Here is a 20,697-nt window from a genome sequence, read left to right on the forward strand (position 1 = left end):
GTAACTGGTATCGAACGAGCTGGAACCCTCGCCCACCGTTCGGAGGTCGAGCCTGATGTCGTCTATCGATACGTCCCTCCCCGACGAGATCGCCTCTGTCGCCGACTCGGAGGAGGAACAGCGCCTATCGAAGGACGTCATCTTCGAACTCCTGAAAAACCGACGTCGGCGCGAAGTCCTCGCGTACTTGCTCGAGGCCGACGATACGGTCACCCTTGGCGAACTCGCCGAGCAGATCGCGGCCTGGGAGAACGACACCGAGGTCAGCGCGCTCAGCTCGGACCAACGAAAGCGGGTGTACGTCGCACTTTATCAGACGCATCTGCCGAAGATGGACGACGCCGGCATCGTCGAGTACGATCAGGACCGCGGACTGATCTCGCTCGCGGACAACGCCGACCTGTTGATGATGTATCTCGACACGGATACGCACCAACAGGATCGCTGGGACCGATGGTACGCCGGACTGAGCGTCGTCGGCGCGGCGCTGGTCACCGGCGCCTTCCTCGGCGTGCCGCTGCTGTCGGCCGTCCCGACGCTCGGTCTCGCCGGCATCGTCGTCGTCGCGTTTTTCGCCCTCTCGATCGCCCACGCGGTCTCGAATCGAGAACGCGAACGCAACGTCGACGGCAAACTCTCGCGGATCGAGTGACTGTTCGTTCGAGCGGGGAACCACTGTTCCGGCGACAGGTGGGGCGGTATCCACTTCGTCAGTTGGGGCTCGCGAGCGTTCGCCGACTCGAGAACCGTTCCTGCTAGCATATCCGGTATCCGGCATCCGATAACCGATATCCGGTATCCGGCATCCGATAACCGATATCCGGTATCCGACAACCGATATCCGACGTCTGACAACCGACAACCGACGACTGACGACCGATTATTCTATCGATTCAGCGGTTCACAGCCGACTCTCTCCAGTCGGATCGGCTCCCGACAGGTGCACCGCCGTTCCTGCTCGAGCGCTCGCCGCCGCTGTCCGCGACCGCGAGCGGTTCGCGCTCGCCGCGGCGACTGCACGGGGCGATCTGGCGGTGCCGAGGTCTCCCCTCGGCGGCAGTTCACTCGCGCGGGGAACGCCGATTCTCGACTGATCGTCGGTTCTTCCGGATCGTCGCTCGATCGGTCGTCGGTCCCCACGCGTCACTGATCGATCCGTCATCGGTCCTTACGCGGCGCCGGTCGGTCCGTCGTCGATTCCCGGCGACAGATAGTCGCTAGACAACCACTCACTAGGCGGTCGTTTCTCAGCTGAAGACCGCGTGACTGGTCCGGCGCCGATCGTCCGCCCGTTGGTCATAAACGGCGACATTACAATACAAGGGTATATCTTTTTTGCTTCCATGGTTGGTGTCACCGGTCGAACAACAGATTCCCCGTCCGACGCGTCGTTTCACGAGTCCCTCGAGCCCTTTCGCCACACCGAGCGGTACGACGCCGACGTCGTGCTCGAGACGGACGCGTATTCGGTCGGAACGACGGCGTATCCGGAGTATCCGACGCGCACCGTCGAGAACGAGGACTGCTGGATCTATTTCGAAGGCCGCATCTACGACGAACTCGACCGCCCGCTGGAGGACGAACTGCTCGAGGTGGGCGAACGCGTCCTCGAGACGGATTCGGAGAGCCAGTACCTGACCGACTGGGTACTCGAGACCGACGGGGAGTTCCTGCTCGTCGCCTACGACAAATCGAGCGGTCGACTCGGACTGCTCAACGACGTGCTCGGACGGCTACCGACCTACTACTATCACGACGGCGACACCTTCGTCTTCTCGCGGGAACTGCGGTACCTCGTCGACGCCGTCGACGGCGACGAATTCGATCCGCTGGGCGTCGCCCACTGTCTCCTCTTCGGCTATCCGCTCGGCGAGCGGACCCTCATGCGTCGGGCGACGCGACTGCCGCCGGGGACGTATCTCACGTTCGATCCGGACGACGGGACGGTGACGCGGACGGAACTGCACCGGTTCGACTTCGAGTACAAGGCGTACGCGAACCGGACTCGAGAGGGCAACGCCGCCGAACTCGTCGACCGCTTCGAGACGGCGTGTGAGAAGCGGTCGGGGTACGGAAGCCGCGACGTCATTTCGCTGAGCGGCGGTCTCGACTCGCGGTCGGTGCTGGCCGGCTACCACGTCACGGACACGCCGGCGCGCGGGGCGACGATGGCCTCCGAGAAGAACGTCCCGCAGTCGGACGTCGAACTGGCCGAAAAACTCGCCCGGACGTTCGATATCGAGTGGGACCTGTACCAGGTCGGGCCGGCGAGAGGCGAGGATCTGGACACGCTCATCAAGACGAAAAACGGGCACGTCGGGCTCCTGACCTCGTTCATTCTCGACTTCCTCAGACAGCTCCGGGCGGATCACGGCTCGGGGATCACGTACGTGACCGGCGACGGCGGGGACAAGGCGCTCCCCGATCTGACGCCGGCGCGCTCGATCTCGAGCGAGCGCGAACTCGTCGATTACGTCATCGAGGAGAACGCCATGCTCGACCTCGAGCACGTCGCCCGGCTGACGGGCCTCTCGGCGGCGGAGATCCGGCGAAGCGTTCGCGATCTGCTCCGTCGCTATCCCGAACGCGATTTCGAGTCGAAGTACGTCCACTTCCTCGTCTACGAACGCGGCGTGAACTTCATGTTCGAGGGCGAAGACCGCAACCGACAGTTCTTCTGGTCCACGACGCCGTTCTACTCCGTCGACTTCTTCCGCTACGCGATGAACTGTCCCGACGACCAGAAGGCCCGGTACGCCCTCTACCGGGAGTTCCTCGAGCAACTCTCCCCGGAGGCGGCCGAGCACGTCCACCCGGACTACGGCGCGCCCATCGCGTCGTCACGCCACGCCGCCGCCGCGTTCGTCGACGACCTGCTCTCTCGCTACCCGCGACTGTTCGAGACGGTACTGCCGGTGATCAAGTCGGTCAACGGTCTCCAGACCGATTCGACGGTCGACCCCGAGACGGTCGGCTGCATTCAGGACCAGATCGATCACTGCGACGCGGTCGGCGAGGTTCTCTCGGTCGAGCGATTACGGGAGTTCCTCGACTCGTACTCGGATCACGGACAGGTTCCGATCTATCGGCTCTTCGTGATCACGTCCGTCATCGACGACATCCACTCCTCGCAGAGCGTCCTCGAGTCCCGAGGGGACGCCATCTTCGGCTGACTGGCGGCGCCAACCCCGTCGCGGCGAATCGCGCTCCGAATCGGGAGCAATTGGTTTCTCGGCCGCGTTCGCGTTTCGTTTCGCGACTGGCGGTCTCACATTGAGCGCAAGACGTTCTGTGAGGAAGGACTTATATTCACGGCTCCCGAACGGACGACTGGCTCCCGACGACCGTCATCCAGTACCGGAGCAGTTCGCGTGCCAGCTTGCTGTTCCTGGCGCGGGAGCCGTTTCACGAAGTCGATTCTCGAGTCCGCTCGTTGTCATCGTCGAGTCGTCCCGCCGAGCCGACGCAGCCCGAGCCGATACCGCCCTGTTCCCGTCCGATCGACCGTCCGATTCCCAGCACCGATCAGTCGAGAAGATCGTTCGGTTCTGAAGAATCGAAATCCGATAGATCACGGAACTGTCTACAACGACTGCTGACATAATTCCGATCCACTCGATACCGATACTATATTTATATCCTTTCTATATTAAAAATCAAAAAGCCGAAGGCGTTGCAGTCTGCTTGTTTTGAATATAATAGTACGTGATTATCTATCGTAAATAGAATGCAATTATATCACTATATAATTAAAATCACGAAATCTTACCGATAAATAAGCGAGAAAGTTTATAGTGTAATAGTATCTTCTCTCAGATCGCATGGCACGCGAACATCCGGTACGGGGCCCTGATAGTCCCGAACAGGCGATTGATAGTGACGACAAACAGCAGGTTGAGAACCACTCCGACCGCGGGACGATCGATCGACGATCGTACATGAAACTGGTCGGTGCGACGGCGGCCACGGCGGGTCTCGGTGCGAGTGCGGCGAGTGCCGCGAGCAGCGATTACGACGTCATCGAGGCGAGCGGTCAGGTGATCCGTATCGATAGCGGCGAGACCTGGGAGAACAAACTCATCGACTTCGGTAACGGCGGCACGATCACCATCGCGGCGACCGGCACGAACTGGACGATCCGGAACATCGGATTCACCGGCTACGTCGGGTCCGAAGGAACGGCCCCGAGGAGCGGAAACATCTTCGGACTGGCCGACACCTCCGGGGGAACGAGCGTCGTCGAAAACGTCTTCTTCGGCGAGGGATGGTCGGGCCGACCGGCCGACCACCGTCCCCACCACGTGTACGTCACCCCGAGCCACAGCGGCGAGATTCACTTCAATAACGTCAATTTCAGTCAGGACGGCTGTAACGGGGTCTACGGCTACCAGTCGGGAACCAGCGGCAGCGGCGGGACGCTCCACTTCGACGGCTGTTACGCGTACGACAACCACCACACGGCGTGGCGACCGGCCGACAACGGGTCGTCGATTCGGAACTCGGTCATCTACAAGTCCGGCTCCCGCAGCGCGAACCGCGGGATCTGGGTCTGGGAAGGCTACGGCGGCGGCACGGAACTCGAGAACGTCCATATCATCACGAACGGCGTCGGTTCCGGCGTCGTGACGCGTGGCGACCCGGACCTCTCGATGACGAACGTCTACACCGACGACGGGTCGGGGACGCACGGCAACCCCGAGCACTTCGTTCCCGACGGCTGTCCGACGAGTCCGGAGGAAGCGGCGAGCGGGTCGGCGAACGTGCCCGCACAGGACCTCCCGGAGAACACGCTCACGATCACCGGCGCCGGTGATCCGACGCGGTACTACGCGGAGACGTCCGGCGAAATCGTCCAGAACCCAGATCGCGGCGACATCCAGAGCCACGACCAGATCGGCGACACGTCCGCCGAAGGGTGGGTGACCACGACGAACCACGTCGACAGTTTTCGGTTCGACGGCGAACTGGTCGACGTCGGCTTCCACCAGGGGTCGGCGACGGTCGAACTCAACGGCGAGGAGATCGACCCCTCGACGTTCGGTGAGCAACCGCTCGACCGCACGCTGCTCGTCGACGGCATCGGGACCAGCGGCGGCACGCGCTACGAGTTCACCGTCAGCGGTGCGGCCGAGAAATCGACGTACCAGGGCGCGTCGGTCGACGACGAAGATACCATCGCCAGCGGATCGGTCACGGGATCGGTCGCCGGCTGGCGCGACGCCTTCAACTTCAACGGCGAACTCGAGGAACTGACCGTCGACGGCGACGCGCGCGTCTACGTCGACGACGAGCAGGTCGACCCCGCGGACTTCGGCGACGAACAGCCCCACGTCCTCACGCTCGTCGGCAACGGATCGGACGCCAGCTACGAGATCAGCGTCGACGGCACGATCGACACGGTCGCCGGCGACGACTCGGAGCAGTTCGCGACGGCCCGCTCGGAAAGCACGGTCGAGGGATCGATCCAAACCGGCGTTCAGCGGTTCCGATTCTCCGGCGTGGTCTCGGACGTGACGTTCCTCGACGGCTCGGCCCACGTCTACGTCGACGACGAGCGGATCGACCCCGACGAGTTCGGCGAGCAGGAACTGCTTCCCCACGCGATCGTCGTCGACGGCACCGGTACCGACGGCCAGACGGAGTACACCTTCACCATCGACGGCGAGGTCATCACCTCGAGTTACCGGGACGCGACGATCGATCCCGACGACTCGATCGAGGGTACGGCGGTCAGCGGCACCGTCGACGACGAAATCGACGCCTACTGGTTCGACGGCGACATCGTCGACTTCCGACTCAAGGGCGACGCGAACATCGACGTCGACTACAACGCCCGCAACGACTAGGCTCCCGAACGCGCCGAGTCCTCCGGTCCGGCGGTCCGTGCTCATTCAGCTGTGAGACCGAAACGAACGCCATAAATCGCTCTCCACGCGCTCCAGATTACCGTTCTTCTCCTCCCGCCGGGGCACCACGAGACGGCGAGCCCGTCGGTCGAATCGACGTCTCGACCGAAGCCGTTGACATCCGTCGCCGCTGGTATGTCTCGACAAACAGACGGTATGCGGGCGATTACAATGGCTCGATTTGATGTAGCACTGATCAGTGTCACTGCTATCGTTGCGTCGTCGGGCGAGTGGATCGCGACGGTCGCTCGCCGGCGGGAATCGGTCTCTCACCTCGCCGAGTCGATGGGCAAACGCGGCGTACCGCGTCCGAACCGCTCACTCGAGTTCGCGTAGGTAGGCATGTCGGTTACTGACCGCATCATCGAGGGGTTCAAGGCGACGCTGGGCGGGCGCATCGTCAGCAACGTCGCCAACGGGCTGTTGATGCTGGTGCTCGCTCGGGTGCTGTTGACGCCCGACGAGTACGGACTCCTCTATCTCGTCATCTCGATCATCGCCATCGTGCAACTGGTCGCCGACCTCGGCCTCGCGCGCTCGGCCGCCCGCTACGTCTCCGAACACAAGGAGTCGGCGCCGTCGACGGTCCCGTTCATCCTGCGAACGTCGATCCGATACCGGCTGGCGCTGATCGGGACCGTCGTCGTGGCGCTCGTCCTCGGGCGGGATCTCATCGCCGGCGTCCTCGACGAGCCGGAACTATCGAGCCTGCTGCTGATCGGGGCGCTCTACATGGTCTTCCAGTCGATGTACGCCTACTACCTGACGATCTTCCAGGGATTCAACCGCGTGGACCTGAGCGCGGCGATCGAGGTCATCAACAACGTCACCCGGCTGGTGTTCGTCGTCGCGCTGGCGGCGCTCGGACTGGGCGTGGCCGGCGCGATGTTCGGCTACGTGGTCGGGGCGATCCTCGGGGCGGTCGTCGGCTCGGTCTTTCTCTACCGTCGCTACCGGAGCTACGACGACGGCGGCGGCGATCGATCGCTCCGGAACCGGATCCTGAAGTACAGCGTCCCGCTGACGGCGACCAACAGCGCGACGATGATCGACAACCGCCTCGACACGATCCTCGTCGCGTACTTCGTCAACCCGGTCGCGGTCAGTTACTACGTTCTCAGTAAACAGATCTCCGAGTTCGTCCTGGTGCCGGCGACCTCGCTGGGCTTCTCGGTCTCGCCGACCTACGGCGAGCAGAAAGCCAACGACTCGCTCGAGCAGGCGGCCCGGATCTACGAGACGACGCTCGAGTACGTGTTCCTGCTGTACGTTCCGGCCGCGGTCGGGATCGTCCTGGTCGCGGAGCCGGCGCTGACGCTGATCTTCGGCTCGGCGTACGCGGGGGCGGCCCCCGTCTTGCAGGTGTTCGCCGTCTACCTGGTCTTCCACGCCGTGACGAAGGTGACGACCAACGGCCTCGACTACCTGGGGCGGGCGAACGCGCGGGCGGTCGCGAGGGGGTCGACGGCGATCGCCAACGCCGGGCTCAACGTCGTCTTGATCCCGATCTACGGCGCGGCGGGGGCGGCCATCGCGACGGTCATCACCTTCGGTATCTACACGCTGGCCAACGTCTACGTGATGCACAGCGAACTCTCGCTCGACCTCGTCCGGATCGCTCGATCCCTCGTCCTGACGGCCGCGATCGGCGGCGCGATGGGACTCGGCGTGTTGGTTCTGGTGCCCTACGCCTCGAGCGTTCCGGCGTTGGTCGGCGTGATCGGCGCGGGCGTCGCTATCTGGGGCGTGCTGGTGACGGTAAGCGGGATGATCGATCCCAGAGAAACGATCGCACAGCTGACCTGAGCGTCGCCGTCCGTCGGCCGATTACTGTTCGCGAGCGTTGTACTGGACGTCGACGTTCGCGTCGCCGCGGAGCGTGAACTTCTCGACGTTGCCGCTGAACCAGTAGGCGTCGAGCCAGTTGCCGGCGACGCCGCGAACGGCCCGGCCCTCGATGACGTCGTCGTCGTCGAGCGTCGCGCCGCGGAAGGTGGATTCGACGACCGCGCCGCTGGCCTCGAAGGAGTAGGCGCTGGGCTCCTCGACGTCGGTGCCGTCGATGACGATCGCGTGGGGGAGCAGTTCGTGCTCGCCGTAGTCGTTCGGATCGATGGACTCGCCGTCGAGGCTGATCTCGGCCTCGCCGTCGATGATCGTGACGTCGGTCAGCGCACCCGAGAATCGGAAGGTCTGGGAGTCGTCGGTGACCGAACTCTGGACCGTCGATCCCGAGATCGTCGTGGCGTCGTTTTCCGGCGCGTTCGTCCCCTCGAGTTCGATCGTCCCGTCGACCGAAATCTCGAAACTCGTCGGCACTCCCTGGCCCTCGACCGTGAGGGTGTGGGGGAGGTCGACGCCGTAGTCGGCGGGATCGACCGGTTCGTCGTTGACGGAGACGGTCGCCGGGCCGTCGACGGTGAGTTCCGTGACGTCGCCCGAAAAGCGGAAGGCGTCCCGCCAGTCCGCGACGACGCCGTGGACGCTCCCGTCCTCGACCTCGTCGTCGGGGTCGATCGACGCGCCCCGGTAGTTCGACCGTTCGACCTCGCCGTCGACGGTGAACTCGTAGCGCGTGACGTCCGCGGCCGAGCCGTCGACCAGGAGGAAGTTCTCGAGGACGTCGTCGAACTGGTCGGGATCGACTTCGATCCCGTTGACCCGGACCGTCGCCGAGCCGTCGACGCTCAGCCGTTCGATTTCGCCCTCGAACCGCCACGCGTCGCGGTGGTCGGCCACGGTGCCCGACGCGCGGGTGCCGTCGACGTCGGCCGCCGCGTCGATCGTCGCGCCCTCGTCGGTACTCGGTTCGACCGCGTCGCTGACGACGAACTCGTAGCTCGTCGCGTCGCTCGTTCCGGCGCCGTCGACGACGACGACGTTGGAGAGCTGGTCGTCCGTGGCGTTCCCGCTGAACGCGTCGCCCACCGCGGCCTCCTCGGCGGAGGTCGGGACGCCGTCGGGGATCGAGAGGTCGGGGTTGCGCCCGGCGCTCGAGGCGTCGACGTTGCCCTGCGTGCCGCCGGAGATTGCCCCCCCGTCGAGGGAGACCGAACCGCCGTTGTGGGTGAGCACCGCCGCGTGGTAGTCGCCGGCGGCGAAGTGGCAGTCCTCGACGGTGCAGCCGCCGGGGTTCCAGACCCAGAGCGGGCGCCCGGAGTTCTCGTTGTAGTTGCCCCAGCTGCCGTACTCGGTCGAGTAGTCCGTGTTGTCGTTGTACGCGACGCAGTCGACGAGCGTGTCGTTCGGATCGGCGGCCCGGAACGTCGTGACGCCGTTGTTCTTGCCGAAACAGCGTTCCCACGTGATCGACCCGCCCGTGGCGCTGTTGGAACAGTACCACCCGTTGTTCGGGTAGCCCTGCACGTTACACTCGCGGAAGACCACGTTCGCGCTGGCGATGTTGTGGTAGAAAATGCCACCGGGGCCGTGAACGAAGTCGGCGCCGGATTTGTTGGCGCCGTCGCCGATGTAGATGTTCTCGAACTCGACGGTGCCCCTCGGTGCGGTGATCGAGAAGATGAACCCGTCGCCCTGATAGAGGCCCTTGATCCCGATGTTACGGACCGTCGCCGCACCCTCGACGATGAACGTGATGCCGTTCCCGTTCGAGACGTCGACGAGTTTGTTTTCGTACGTCTCGTTACCGATCCGGATAACCTGTCCTCGCGCCCGGATCGTCTCGTACTCCTCGTTCGCGCTCGCACTCGTACTAAATGCTGCAGCCGCGGTCGTCGCACCTGCCAGCTTCATATACGAACGTCGACCGAGTAATCTATTATTACTGCCTTCGGCCGCCGGCTGCTCTTCGCTGCCGACGAGCCGATCGTCATCCGAAACCGAAGGGTCGCGTGCCATGCAATCGGGTAATCAAACACTACCACCATAAACTTTCTCCTCAAAGACATTTAAAATTTACAGAGAATATATATTCACTGAATTCAACTAGAAGAACTATCTCTATTATTACACGAAATATTATATTACGTATGCAGGCCGGAGCGGGTCGGGTAATATTATATTACACCGGTAAACAGCTCTCAGACGGTTGATTGAACGGTACCGCGACAGCCCGAACCGGCCGGTAATATCTCATTACTACCCGATTTCGACCCGCTCCGGTGAGGGGGACGGTGACTGGAAACTGACTCGAGGCCGTCCGTCCGGCAGCTCACCGATCGACCGGCGCCGATCACGGACGTGACTAGACTGCTTCGATCGACTGTCGGGAAAAGCAGACGGTCGTGTCGCGAAGAACGCGCGGCGTCGAGTGGATTCGAATCGGTCGCGTCAGCGGGAGTGGAGGGGAGTCGCGTCAGCGGAGGTGGAGGGCCCGCGTCAGCGGGGAACGGAGGGGGTGGAGGCGTCAGCGGGAGCGTGGGGAGGGGAACCGTCAGCGGGGTTGGGGGTGGTCAGGGAGGTGTGTCGCGGGGTCAGTTGCCGCCGGTCGCGGCTTCTTCGGGGCTAGTGGGCGTTCCCGCGGGGATGAACGCCAGGGGATCGGTGCCCGAGTCGCCCTCGAGTCGGACGGTCGAGCCGGCGGTCTCGCTGATGCCGGCCGCCTGGTCGTAGTCGGTGTTCCGGAGGACGACGTCGGTCCCCTGGCCGTTCGCACCAGCGACGACGGCGGTGTGGTTGCCGTTCATGCTGATCTGGCAGTCCTCGATCTCGATCGTCCCGGGGGCCCAGGCCCAGATACCGCGGCCTTCGTAGCCTTCCTCGTCGACGAGGACGCTCGAGTTCGTCACCTTGCTGCCCTCGGTCGCGAGGCGGAAGTGGGAGACGCGGCAGTTGGCGGCGAAACAGCTATCGATGTGGATCGTGCCGCCGCCGTTGGAGCCGGGCGAGGACCCGTAGACAGCGTTGTCGGCGAATCCCTGAATGTTGACGTTGCGGAGATCGACGTGACCGGAGTGTTTGGGGTCGACCCAGAAGGCGGTCTGCCCGTGGCCGGTCGAGCGCCCGTTGCGCCCGTCGGACCCGTCGCCGAGGTAGACGTTCTCGACGGTACTCGAGCCGCCGGTGTCGGAGATGGCGAACGTCGCGGTGCCGGCACCGGAGACGTTCTTGCCCTTGAAGCCGATGTTTCGGATCGTCCAGTCGCTACCCTGGGTAGTGATCGAGATGTCACCGCCGGTGGTCATGTCGATCAGTTTGTTCTCCCAGGTCTCACCGTCGGCGACGGTCAGCGACTGGCCGGCGGCTTCGATGACTTCGTAGTCGCCCTGCGCGGCAACCGTACCGGCTGCGCCCAGCGACGTCACCGCGGCGGCGGCCGCGGCAACCGAGCGCACGTAGTTGCGGCGGCTTAATCCGTCGCTACGGCCTGTAGTCGGCGTTGTGTCCGTTTCGGACGTCCGGGGGTTCTGCGCCATACACTTGCGTAACCTGGGCTTACACTCATAAACTTTTCCTTGGTATAATTGATTAAATTTACAGAATATATTTCTAGCGGTGCAAAACAAGACAGAATGTATGGGAGTTCTATCAGGATACTATGAACGAAACCGGGCACAATACCACCTCGAGTAACCTCTTTTTCTCCCGATAAATACGTTATTACTTCGGCTGTCAGGCGCTGTCCCTGTGGATATGCCCTCGACAGGGGATCGCGCCGGGGCCGCCCCGATACGGGTGTCGTTCGTCGGGTCGACCGCTCGAGTCGGTGGTCGTCGTTCCACTCGCGGCCGACGCCGACGTGCGTAGCTGGCGGTCGGGTCGCGCGACTCGAGCGCTCGCGGTCGAACCGAGCCGACGACCGCAGTGGCCGACGATTTAAAGAGAGTAACGCGCACGCGAGGCTCGCTCGTGACGGTCGACATCGTGACCGCGTCGGCGTCGGCCGCGGCCCGAATCCGATCGTGATTTCGACGACTCGGCGTCACGGACGTGTCGCGGTCGCCGTGTGACTGCTTCGCGACGGACGCGATGGCGGCGTTCCGGGCCGGTATCGTCGCGGCTCGAGGCGTCGTCACTCCGCCGTTCGAAACCCGCGAATCGAAAAGACCGGAGCGCTGCCGCCGGGGACCGCTTATTCGGCTCCTTCGACGTCGTACAGCTGGAACTCGTCGTTCGAGACCACCTTGTCCGCGCCGTCGTAGGTCTCGAGTTCCTCAAGGGACTCCCTGTCGTAGTTGAGTTCCTCGTAGACCTGGAACTCGCGGACGCGGTCGAAGTTCGTGACGGCGAAGTAGTAGCTGACGTCGTGATAGGCCCTATCGTACTCGCCGGAACCGAACGCCTCTTCATCGATGGTGCCGCTGGCGGTCCGCGCCGCGGTCGGACTGTCCTCGCCTTCCACCCCCTTGATACCGTGGTCGAACCGGAACGGATCGTACCCCATGCCGACGAGCGGCCTGTCGACGTCGCCGTGTGTTAGCGCCGTTTCGTAGCCGCTCATCTGTTCGTTGGTAACGTGCTGGGTGGGGCTGTAGATGATCGGCGAGGCGAACACCGTCATCAGGCCGAGTACGAGACAGGTCCCCAGGAGCACCCCAGCCACGGTGTTACTCGCCGGTCTCGACACCAGGTTCGAGAGTCCCCCGAAGCCGTAGGCCAGGGCGATGCCGGCCAGGATCGTCAGGACGACGTAGATGAAGCCGACCTGGCGGAACGCCATGGTCGGCGTTCCCACGAAGTAGAGGACGAACATGCCGGTCAACGGGACGAGTCCGAAGGAGAGGTAGTTGACGAACGGTCTCGTCTCGGAATCGAGCCGGCTCCGACCGAGCCACACCAACAGGAGGAAGACGCCCACGATCAGGCCGACGACCGTGGCGGCTAAGAACATCTTCACGAACAGTTCGCCGAGGCTCCCGCCGATTTCCGTGAGCGAGGTCCCGCGCTGGTCGACTTCGGCGCCACCGCCGATGTCTTCGGTCAGGACGCCGACGACGAGACCGGTGAGCGCGTCCCTGAACCGTTCGTTGCTCACCGCCCAGATCGCGAAGAGGCCGCCGAGAACGACCGTGTGGGCGTACATGGTCGGATGATCGAGAACCGGGTGATCGCTGAATTGACGGCGAGCGAAGTACTGGACGACGCTGATCGCGCCGATCAGAATGACGACGTTGACCATCTGCTGGGGGTGGACCAGCAGGAGGCCGATCCCGGTGAGGTAGATGAGGGCGCTAAACGGCGAGAGGCCGAAGGGGAGTCGCTCGATCGTCGCCCGCCGACGGAGATACGCGATGGCGGCGAAGATGACGACGGGGACCATGAAGAGCGCGTTCGAGTTCGTGTGAATCCCCATGTGCGTCGCGACGTTGTTTATCGGCAACACCATCCAGGAGACGATTGCGGCGAGTCCGACCGCCGCGTCGGTGCCGGTGATCTCCCGAACGGTCAGCGGGATAAAGATCAGGAACGGCACGAACAGGACGACCATCCCGAACAGGAGGCCGCGTTCGATGGGGACGCCGCCGACGTAGTGAAAGACCGTCGCGATCGTGTGTATCGCCGGGTAGAACAGCTGGTGAGGGGCCATTTCGCTGGCGATGATGTCTCGCGTCCAGCCCAGATGTGTGAGCGCGTCACCCATCCCGGCGAAGTGATAGTTCCTGATCACCGGGAGACTGATGATCGACGTCACCGTCATCCCGCCGAGCGCGATACCGAACGCCTGCTCGCGGCCGCGGCAGGTCAGCGCCGTCGCGACGGCGATCGCGAGCCCCAGCGCGAAGCCGAACCACGTTATCAGTGGCGTCCCCGCGTATATCGACGGCTCGTAGCTGGTCGCAGGGTTCGCTCTCGCGACGAGGATTCCGAGCGCGACCGCGAGGAATCCGACAGCAACCGTGACGTTGAATGTCGACCGTTTCATACTCTCTCGTAGCGAGCGTTGTCCGGTCCAGTGTCGATACGCATATCTCGCCCGAAGAATCATCGATCCCGACGTTTGTTATACGGCTCCTATTCGCCAGAACCGTCGACGGGGGCGTCCCCCGTGCGCCGATCGTTGATACTCCGCCCCTTCCGACCGTTCGATCCGGTTTCGGTCGGGCTCGAGTCGCTCGAGTAACCGCCGACCAACGGCGGGACCGCGATCGCCGATTGTGGCGTCGTCGGCTGCCCTACGGCCCGCGACCGTGGTTACGTCGTCGGGAGAAGCGACGCCACGGCCCAAGGGTAGGTACGACCTACCGTTCGATACCGTTCGATATGCATTGATTTCCCAATTTCCGAACGATCAACAGTTCTGATGGTTTTTTGTATTCGTTCGTGGTTCGTCGACTCGACAGCCAACAGTGCGTGCAGCAGGACCTCACTTCGATTCAGCTATGTCATCCATCGTTATCGACCGCGTCAGCGCCGACGGTACGACCCTCGAGTGCGACGTCCGCACCTCCGCGGATCTCGAGCGGTTCTTCACCGACGAATCGTTCCGAACCGAGTACGACGTCCCGATCGACGACGTCCCCGAGGGGATCCTCGCGATTCCGGTCCTCGCCCAGGTCTGCCCCGTCGCGTGGGCCAACGGGGCCGACGTCTACGTCGACGAGGTCGACGAGACGTTCGCCGCGGGCCTCGAGGAGGTCAAAGCGTCGCTGTGTTCGATGCACGACTTCCTCGAGGGCGGGACGCTCTACGCGAAGGAGACGACCGCCGTCGAACCGGATGCCAGCGGGGAGAGCGGTCTGCTCTTCACCGGCGGTGTCGACTCGACGTGTTCGTACGTCCGCAACCGCGACGCGGAGCCGACCCTGATCAGCATCCGGGGCTGGACGATCTCGCCCACCTCGGACGACGACGAGAACTGGGCGGCCCTCCGCGACCGCGTCACCGCTTTCGCCGACGGTCACGGCCTCGAGACGGCGTTCGTCGAGTCGAACATGCTCTCCTTCCTCGCTCACCCGATGTTGCTGGCCCACTACAAGCGATACGTCGACGGCGCGTGGTACAGCTCCGTCGGGCACGGGCTCGGCTTGCTCGGCCTCTGTGCGCCGATGGCCTACGCGCGGGGCATGGAGGACCTCTACGTCGCCGCGACCCACTGGGAGGGGATCGACCTCGAGTGGGGGTCGCGTCCCGACGTCGACGACCACGTCAGGTGGACGGGCACTCTGTGTCGCCACGACTCCTACGACCTGACCCGACAGGAGCGGGTCGACGCCATCGCCGACTACGTCCGCGAGGAGGAGCCGAATCTCCAGTTACAGACGTGTAACGACCGGATGGACGGCAACTGCGGCGAGTGTGAGAAGTGTTATCGGACCGCCGTCGGCCTGCGGCTGTCGGGGCTCGATCCGACGGACCACGGCTATCCGTTCGACGACGAGGACTACTCCGAGATCCGGGCCGCCCTCGAGGAGGGCCGGTGGGTGCTCGGTCAGGACGAGAAGTACATGTGGGAAGACATCCGCGGGCGCACGCAGGAGACGGAGCCCACCTCTCCGGCGGAGGCGGCGTTCTTCGAGTGGCTCGACGGCGTCGATCTCGACGAACTCGTCGCCGAGTCGGAACCGCCGCTGTCTCACCGTCTTCTCCGCGCGGGCGCGCGAAACACTCCGGCGAGCGTCTACAACGCCGTCTATCCCGCCTGGACGACGGCGAAGTCGGGGCTGCGCCGCGTTCGGTCCGACCGGTAACGCCCGTGGTCGGCGGGAGCGGCCGTGGCAGCCGCTCCGGACCGTTCGCGGTGGCCGGTCGCCACCGCGGTCGCCTCGCTGCGGAGTGGTGAGCGCCGTCGCAAAACCGCACCCCTACCCGGGGATCGACCGAATTACCGTTCGGGAACGCCGTAGTCGACGTGGACCTCCGGAACGCTCGAGGAATCCGGGACCGCGTCGCCGTTCCAGTCGACGACGTGGACGTTCGTCACCTGACCGGAGAAGCGGAATCGCTGGACGCCGACGTCGATGGTGCCCTCCGCGATGCCGCCCGAGACGACCGTCGCTTCAGCGACGGGGTCGTCGGCGTCCATCTCGATCTCACCGTCGACGGTGATCTCGAAACTCGAGGGGACTCCCCGACCGACGATCGTTACGAGGTTCGGGAGTGGTTCTGCGTCTGTTCTGGCAGCTTTGTCCTGTGCCGGAGCGTCACGTGCCATACACCGATAACCCGACCTTCGTGGCATAAGCTTTCCTGTCGAATTAATGGTAGATTTTCCAGAAATACAGGAATCAGAATACGGAATCGAGAAGAGATATCAACTATTAATGACGAATATAGTACACCACTTTCCTCGAGCCGGCGGGGGATCGACCGTGTTGCGGCGGGGCGTTCGGCGGCCGGGGGACTGGACTAGCAGATCGCGGCAATGGTATTTCATCGCTAGTCCGTGCCACTGGAGTTCGTCGAGCAGCGCTCGCCCGGCGACCTCGAGGAACGGATATCGACCGAGCGGGACGTCCCCAGGACCGGGTCGACGGCGTTACGCCGTATCCAGATCGAGTCGCGAGAGTCGCCAGTCGTCGGCCGTCATCGTCTCGAATCCCGACTCGCCGAGGTTTCGGGCCAGCAGCGTCCGTGCGGTCGGCCGGATCAGCGTCGAGAGCGGGAATCGCGTGTCCGGATAGAACCGGTACCGGAGCGGCGTCGGTAACGTGTTCCCGAACGCGGTCACGTAGTTCCAGTCCGGACGGTCGGCGAGCATCGTGGTCAGCAGGTGATTGATCGCCGCCCGCTCGTCGTCGATGGCCCGCGGAAGCGTCTCGACGATCCGGACGTGGCTGTCGATACGAGAGCAGACCAGCGCGGCGACCGGCGTCTCGTCGTCCCGCATCGCAACGTAGGTCGTGTACGTCCGCGCCGGGTTCTGGAAACGCCACCGGTAGAACTCGGCCGTTCGATGCGTGTGGATCCCGTCGGGGATCGACCGCCGGTAGACCGACTCGAGGAGGTCGGCTGGCGGCGTCTCGAACCGGACGACGGTCAACTCGTCGCTCGAGTCGCCGACCAGTCGGTCGCCGACCTGCTGTGAGGACGTGACCACGTCGGCGAGGGTGTCCGTAATGCCGTCGACGTCGCTCAAGGCGGTTTCGGCGGGAAGATCGCGGTCCACGCCCGAGCCGGCGTAGTCGCCGTCGATCCATTCGTTCCCGTCGGCTCTCGCGTCGGTTTCCCGGCTCGCGCCGTCGGTCAACTCCTTGACGCTCTCGACGGGATCGTGTGGCCGGTAGTACACCGGGAACGTCCCGATTTCTCGCCAGCCGTGTTTCAGGTTGCCGGGTTTGGCGTTCCCGTTCGGGAAGTTGAAACAGAACGCCGGCGCGCCGTCGGCGTACCGCTCGAGCGCGAATTCGTTCATGCGGCTGAACAGCCCCTGTCCCCGGTACTCCGGGTGAACCATCGTGTCGCAGGGCTGGAACGCGAGCCGGACGGTTTCGCCGACGCGCATTTCGAGGGCGAAAAACGCTCGGCAGCCGACGACCTCGCCGTCGTCGACGGCGACGACGATCGGGACGTGATCGACGTAGGGGTTGTCGTCGTACTTCCAGCGGAACCAGTCGGGGCCCCGGTGGTGACCGAACACCCGCTCGTACAGCGACAGCACTCCAGTCCGATCGCCCGGTTCGAACGATCGGACCGTACACGACGACGCCGTGGACTTCGATATGGATTCGATCATGGGTAGAGCCGGGTGGATACGGGACGTCGGTGGATCCCGACACTCGAATTTCAGCCTGTGTACCAAAAGGGATTGACCCTGAATACGCTACATGCGACCGGAGACGGTCGAAATACGGCGGCAGCCGCGCTGCCGTGTCGGTTTCCCTGAGAGTGCTCCGATCGGTTCGGTTACTTTCGCACGGAAACTGGGCCGACGCGACCGGTGTCGGCGTCGTGCAACTGACGCTACTCCATGTAGCCCAGTCCCTTCAGTCGGTCCTCGACCTCGGTGAAGTCGTCGTCGACCGCTTCGTCCCGATCGTCTTTCGAGACGCCGGTGCGCTCGACTTTCGTCGACGCGGGGACCGCGTCCTCGTCGAAGGCGTCGAAGAGGACGCGCCCGTCGGCGTTCTTCGGGACGGGTTCGCCGATGCCGTGGAGCAGGGTCGGTGCGATGTCGACGACCCGCGCTCCCCGCAGCGTCGCGCCGGCCTCGATCGACGGGCCGCGACAGAGGACGATTCCCTCTTTCCGGTGACTCGCGGCGTACGTGCCGGTGTCGCCGGTCACTGAGTCGGTGAGCGCGTTGCGCTCCTCGTAGACGCCCCGGCCTTTGACGATCAGGTCCGGCGAGTCGTCGTCGGTCGGGAACAGCTCGTTGCCGTCGGCCACCTCCAGCATCGGCTCCCCGTCGTCGTCCGTCACCGACTCCAACAGGTCGGTGAGCTCCGCTTTCAGGTCGGGGATCTGGCTCGGATCGACCACGCCCTTGTTGAAGCGCTCGGTGTCGTTGATGTACAGGCAGCCGGAGCCGTGGACGAACGCGACGGTCCGATCGTAGTCGACGTCGTAGAGGGCGTGATCGCCCGGAATCCGTTCGGCGACCGTGTCGACGATCGAGCGGGGGAGCGTCGAGACGATCTTCTCCTCGGAGATACCGACCTGCTCGAGGGCGTCCGTAATGCGGTCCCGGGAGATTCCCAGACTCGAGAGCGCCCCGCGCGCGCCCTCGTTTTCCTCCTGGAAGAGGTAGCCGTCCCGCTCCAGAATGTGGTTGACGTAGACCAGTTCCTCGATCGGTCCGAAGCCGTGATCGGAGACGACGTAGAGGTCGGCGTCGTGGTCGTCCGTATACGCCATCACTTCTCCGAGGACGTCGTCGAGTTTCTTGTAGTGGTTGAGCAGGCGATCCATGTCCCAGATGAGGTGCTGGAACCGGTCGGGGGCGGTGAAGACGAAGAAGAACAGTCTCCAGTCGTCGCCGGCGTTCTCCATCTGGAGGCGCATCACTTCGCGACGTTTCGCGAGCATCGCTTCGACCGCCGTCTCGAACTCGTCGAGGCGGTCGGCGTAGTCGGGGTAGTCGAGGCTGATGTCGTAGTTCCCGGTTCGCGCCTCGATCTCGTCTTTGAGTTCGGGCGGGTAGGTGTACTCGTGATCGGTCGTGGGCGTCATCATGCCCGTGACCATCGTTCCGTCGATCTCTCGTGGCGGATACGACATCGGCACGTTGCCGACGTGAGCGGGCGTGACCTGCTCCCAGAGCGTCGGCTGTTGGATGTCGTAGCTGGTGTACATCTCGTGGGTGTAGTCGGAGGAAAGGTTCTGGAACCCGTAGATGCCGTGTTTATCCGGCCAGACTCCCGTCGCGATCGACGGCCACGCCAGCGGGGTCGTCGCGGGCTGGGTGCTCTCGAGGGTCCCTGCCGCGCCCTCCTCGCGCATCCGGGCGAAGTTCGGGAGTTCGCCCTCCGCACTCCACTGGTCGATGAGTTTCCACGGTACGCCGTCGAATCCGAGCACGAACGCTCGCTCGGCTGGTGGGGAAGACCTGCTCATGATTGTATGAGACGTCGAGGACGTCTGCTGTCCGGTGAATCCGGAGATGAACGCTTTGTTATGGGGAGATTTTACGGTCGCTCGAACTGATATTTCCCCGATCTGACCGTTTTTAGCCGAATTTTCCCTGTCTCACACTCGCACGGCACCGGTAATGTGTGAATCGTGCACAAGGCACAGGCTATATGCGTGTGCGCTGTGTGTAATACCCATACAAACCCCATTACGGTCGCCGTCACCGCCGGCAGGAAATCCATAACAATACCGCTCGTTCATCAGGACTTGGACATGAGACGCGTCAACTGGGTGGACGCAGGAGGTGGGTATCGTGGGTAGTGTCGTGGTCTCCCTCGATGCCGAACTCGGCTGGGGATTTCACGATCTCCCGGACCCGCCGACCGAGCGGGTGGAAGCGGGACGTCGCGGCTGGCAGGTAATGCTCGAGTTACTCGACGAGTTCGACGTCCCGGCCACGTGGGCCGTCGTCGGTCACCTCATGCTCGACTCCTGTGACGGCAGTCACGAGTCCCACCCCGCGCCGTCGGGCTGGTTCGACCGCGAACGCGAGGCGTGGCGCGATCGGGAGGACCTGCGGTTCGGTCCCGACCTCGTCGCCGGCATCCTCGAGGCCGACGCCGACCACGAGTTCGCCAGCCACTCCTTCTCCCACGTCCTCTTCGGGCGCGAGGAGACGGAGCGCGAACTCGCGGTCGCCGAACTCGACCGGGCGACCGAGATCGCCGCCGAGTGGAACCAGTCGGTCGACACCTTCATCTATCCGCGAAACGACGTCGGCCACCGGGACGTCCTGGCCGAATACGGCGTCTCGGCCTACCGCGGCAAGTCGCCGACCCGGGACGGCGTTCGGGGCGTCTTCGACTCGACGGTGCGGGACCGCTCGATGCTGGTCGATCCCGCGACCGACGAGTACGGACTGGTCAACGTCCCCGCCTCGCTGTTCCTGTTCGGCTTCGAGGGACCCGCGCGGACCGTCGCCGAGTCGATCTGGACCGATCCGATGCTCGAACTCGCTCGACGGGGGATCGACGAGGCGGTCCACGGGGACGGCGTCTTTCACATCTGGCTCCACCCGAACAACCTGACGAGCGAGCGCGACGACGCCCGGATGCGGTCGATCCTTTCCTATCTCGCGAAGCGCCGCGCGGAGACCGATCTCACCGTCGAGACGATGGGCGACGTCGCCCAGCGGGTCCGTCGTTCTCGGAGCGTCGAGGAGGTCTCGACCAGGACCGACAGCAGTAGTGCCGACGGCAGTAGTGCCGATAGCAGTAGTATCGAGAGCACGGCGAAAGCGAGCTGGTACTGATCCGGCCGGTACCGACCCGCACGCGTCGTCCCGCCCGCGGGAATGGGGTTTCTACTCCCCGCTCCCCGCGGG

At 64.0% G+C, this 20,697-nt stretch carries 12 protein-coding genes; 6 read left to right on the forward strand and 6 right to left on the reverse strand.

The annotated features are described in order from the left end of the window. Positions 1-55 precede the first annotated feature (55 nt). The 4 genes from J0X25_RS39605 to J0X25_RS39620 all read left to right on the forward strand — a co-directional run bounded on the left by J0X25_RS39605 (position 56) and on the right by J0X25_RS39620 (position 7,712). Positions 56-652, forward strand: coding sequence for a DUF7344 domain-containing protein (locus tag J0X25_RS39605; protein WP_226777358.1), 597 nt, complete (start codon positions 56-58; stop codon positions 650-652). 691 nt (positions 653-1,343) lie between these two features. After that, on the forward strand, positions 1,344-3,173 hold the full coding sequence (locus J0X25_RS39610) for an asparagine synthetase B family protein (protein ID WP_226777359.1): 1,830 nt from the start codon (positions 1,344-1,346) through the stop codon (positions 3,171-3,173). Positions 3,174-3,821: 648 nt separating this feature from the next. Continuing rightward, positions 3,822-5,846, forward strand: coding sequence for a right-handed parallel beta-helix repeat-containing protein (locus J0X25_RS39615; protein WP_226777360.1), 2,025 nt, complete (start codon positions 3,822-3,824; stop codon positions 5,844-5,846). 402 nt (positions 5,847-6,248) lie between these two features. Beyond that, entirely contained in the window at positions 6,249-7,712 is a 1,464-nt protein-coding gene (locus tag J0X25_RS39620) for a flippase (protein WP_226777361.1), read from the forward strand. A gap of 21 nt (positions 7,713-7,733) precedes the next feature. On the opposite strand, the gene J0X25_RS39625 is transcribed toward J0X25_RS39620, so the two are convergent. The 3 genes from J0X25_RS39625 to J0X25_RS39635 all read right to left on the reverse strand — a co-directional run bounded on the left by J0X25_RS39625 (position 7,734) and on the right by J0X25_RS39635 (position 13,728). Continuing rightward, a complete protein-coding gene (locus tag J0X25_RS39625; RefSeq protein WP_226777362.1) occupies positions 7,734-9,764 on the reverse strand; it encodes a hypothetical protein in 2,031 nt (676 codons plus the stop codon). 575 nt (positions 9,765-10,339) lie between these two features. Continuing rightward, a complete protein-coding gene (locus J0X25_RS39630) occupies positions 10,340-11,281 on the reverse strand; it encodes a hypothetical protein (RefSeq protein WP_226777363.1) in 942 nt (313 codons plus the stop codon). A gap of 656 nt (positions 11,282-11,937) precedes the next feature. After that, the gene (locus J0X25_RS39635) at positions 11,938-13,728 is read right to left on the reverse strand and encodes a hypothetical protein (protein WP_226777364.1); all 1,791 of its coding nucleotides are present in this window, start codon (positions 13,726-13,728) and stop codon (positions 11,938-11,940) included. Positions 13,729-14,185: 457 nt separating this feature from the next. On the opposite strand from J0X25_RS39635, the gene J0X25_RS39640 reads away from it, so the two are divergent. After that, positions 14,186-15,493: a hypothetical protein gene (locus J0X25_RS39640; RefSeq protein WP_226777365.1), complete on the forward strand. Its 1,308-nt coding sequence runs from the start codon at positions 14,186-14,188 to the stop codon at positions 15,491-15,493. 134 nt (positions 15,494-15,627) lie between these two features. On the opposite strand, the gene J0X25_RS39645 is transcribed toward J0X25_RS39640, so the two are convergent. The 3 genes from J0X25_RS39645 to J0X25_RS39655 all read right to left on the reverse strand — a co-directional run bounded on the left by J0X25_RS39645 (position 15,628) and on the right by J0X25_RS39655 (position 19,298). Beyond that, on the reverse strand, positions 15,628-15,957 hold the full coding sequence (locus J0X25_RS39645) for a hypothetical protein (protein ID WP_226777366.1): 330 nt from the start codon (positions 15,955-15,957) through the stop codon (positions 15,628-15,630). Between the two features lie 324 nt (positions 15,958-16,281). Further along, a complete protein-coding gene (locus tag J0X25_RS39650; protein WP_226777367.1) occupies positions 16,282-17,478 on the reverse strand; it encodes a GNAT family N-acetyltransferase in 1,197 nt (398 codons plus the stop codon). A gap of 227 nt (positions 17,479-17,705) precedes the next feature. Then, a complete protein-coding gene (locus J0X25_RS39655; RefSeq protein WP_226777368.1) occupies positions 17,706-19,298 on the reverse strand; it encodes an alkaline phosphatase family protein in 1,593 nt (530 codons plus the stop codon). A 328-nt stretch (positions 19,299-19,626) separates the two neighbouring features. Between J0X25_RS39655 and J0X25_RS39660 the strand changes: the two genes are divergently transcribed. Beyond that, positions 19,627-20,625, forward strand: coding sequence for a polysaccharide deacetylase family protein (locus J0X25_RS39660; protein WP_226777369.1), 999 nt, complete (start codon positions 19,627-19,629; stop codon positions 20,623-20,625). The last annotated feature ends 72 nt before the right edge of the window (positions 20,626-20,697 follow it).

The organism is Haloterrigena alkaliphila, assembly GCF_017352155.2.
Taxonomy (GTDB): domain Archaea; phylum Halobacteriota; class Halobacteria; order Halobacteriales; family Natrialbaceae; genus Haloterrigena; species Haloterrigena alkaliphila.

Excerpts from the sequence above, each read along its gene's own strand:
- J0X25_RS39605 (WP_226777358.1), top strand. The coding sequence starts at position 56 with ATGTCGTCTATCGATACGTCCCTCCCCGACGAGATCGCCTCTGTCGCC.
- J0X25_RS39610 (WP_226777359.1), top strand. The coding sequence starts at position 1,344 with ATGGTTGGTGTCACCGGTCGAACAACAGATTCCCCGTCCGACGCGTCG.
- J0X25_RS39615 (WP_226777360.1), top strand. The coding sequence starts at position 3,822 with ATGGCACGCGAACATCCGGTACGGGGCCCTGATAGTCCCGAACAGGCG.
- J0X25_RS39620 (WP_226777361.1), top strand. The coding sequence starts at position 6,249 with ATGTCGGTTACTGACCGCATCATCGAGGGGTTCAAGGCGACGCTGGGC.
- J0X25_RS39625 (WP_226777362.1), bottom strand. The coding sequence starts at position 9,764 with ATGGCACGCGACCCTTCGGTTTCGGATGACGATCGGCTCGTCGGCAGC.
- J0X25_RS39630 (WP_226777363.1), bottom strand. The coding sequence starts at position 11,281 with ATGGCGCAGAACCCCCGGACGTCCGAAACGGACACAACGCCGACTACA.
- J0X25_RS39635 (WP_226777364.1), bottom strand. The coding sequence starts at position 13,728 with ATGAAACGGTCGACATTCAACGTCACGGTTGCTGTCGGATTCCTCGCG.
- J0X25_RS39640 (WP_226777365.1), top strand. The coding sequence starts at position 14,186 with ATGTCATCCATCGTTATCGACCGCGTCAGCGCCGACGGTACGACCCTC.
- J0X25_RS39645 (WP_226777366.1), bottom strand. The coding sequence starts at position 15,957 with ATGGCACGTGACGCTCCGGCACAGGACAAAGCTGCCAGAACAGACGCA.
- J0X25_RS39650 (WP_226777367.1), bottom strand. The coding sequence starts at position 17,478 with ATGATCGAATCCATATCGAAGTCCACGGCGTCGTCGTGTACGGTCCGA.
- J0X25_RS39655 (WP_226777368.1), bottom strand. The coding sequence starts at position 19,298 with ATGAGCAGGTCTTCCCCACCAGCCGAGCGAGCGTTCGTGCTCGGATTC.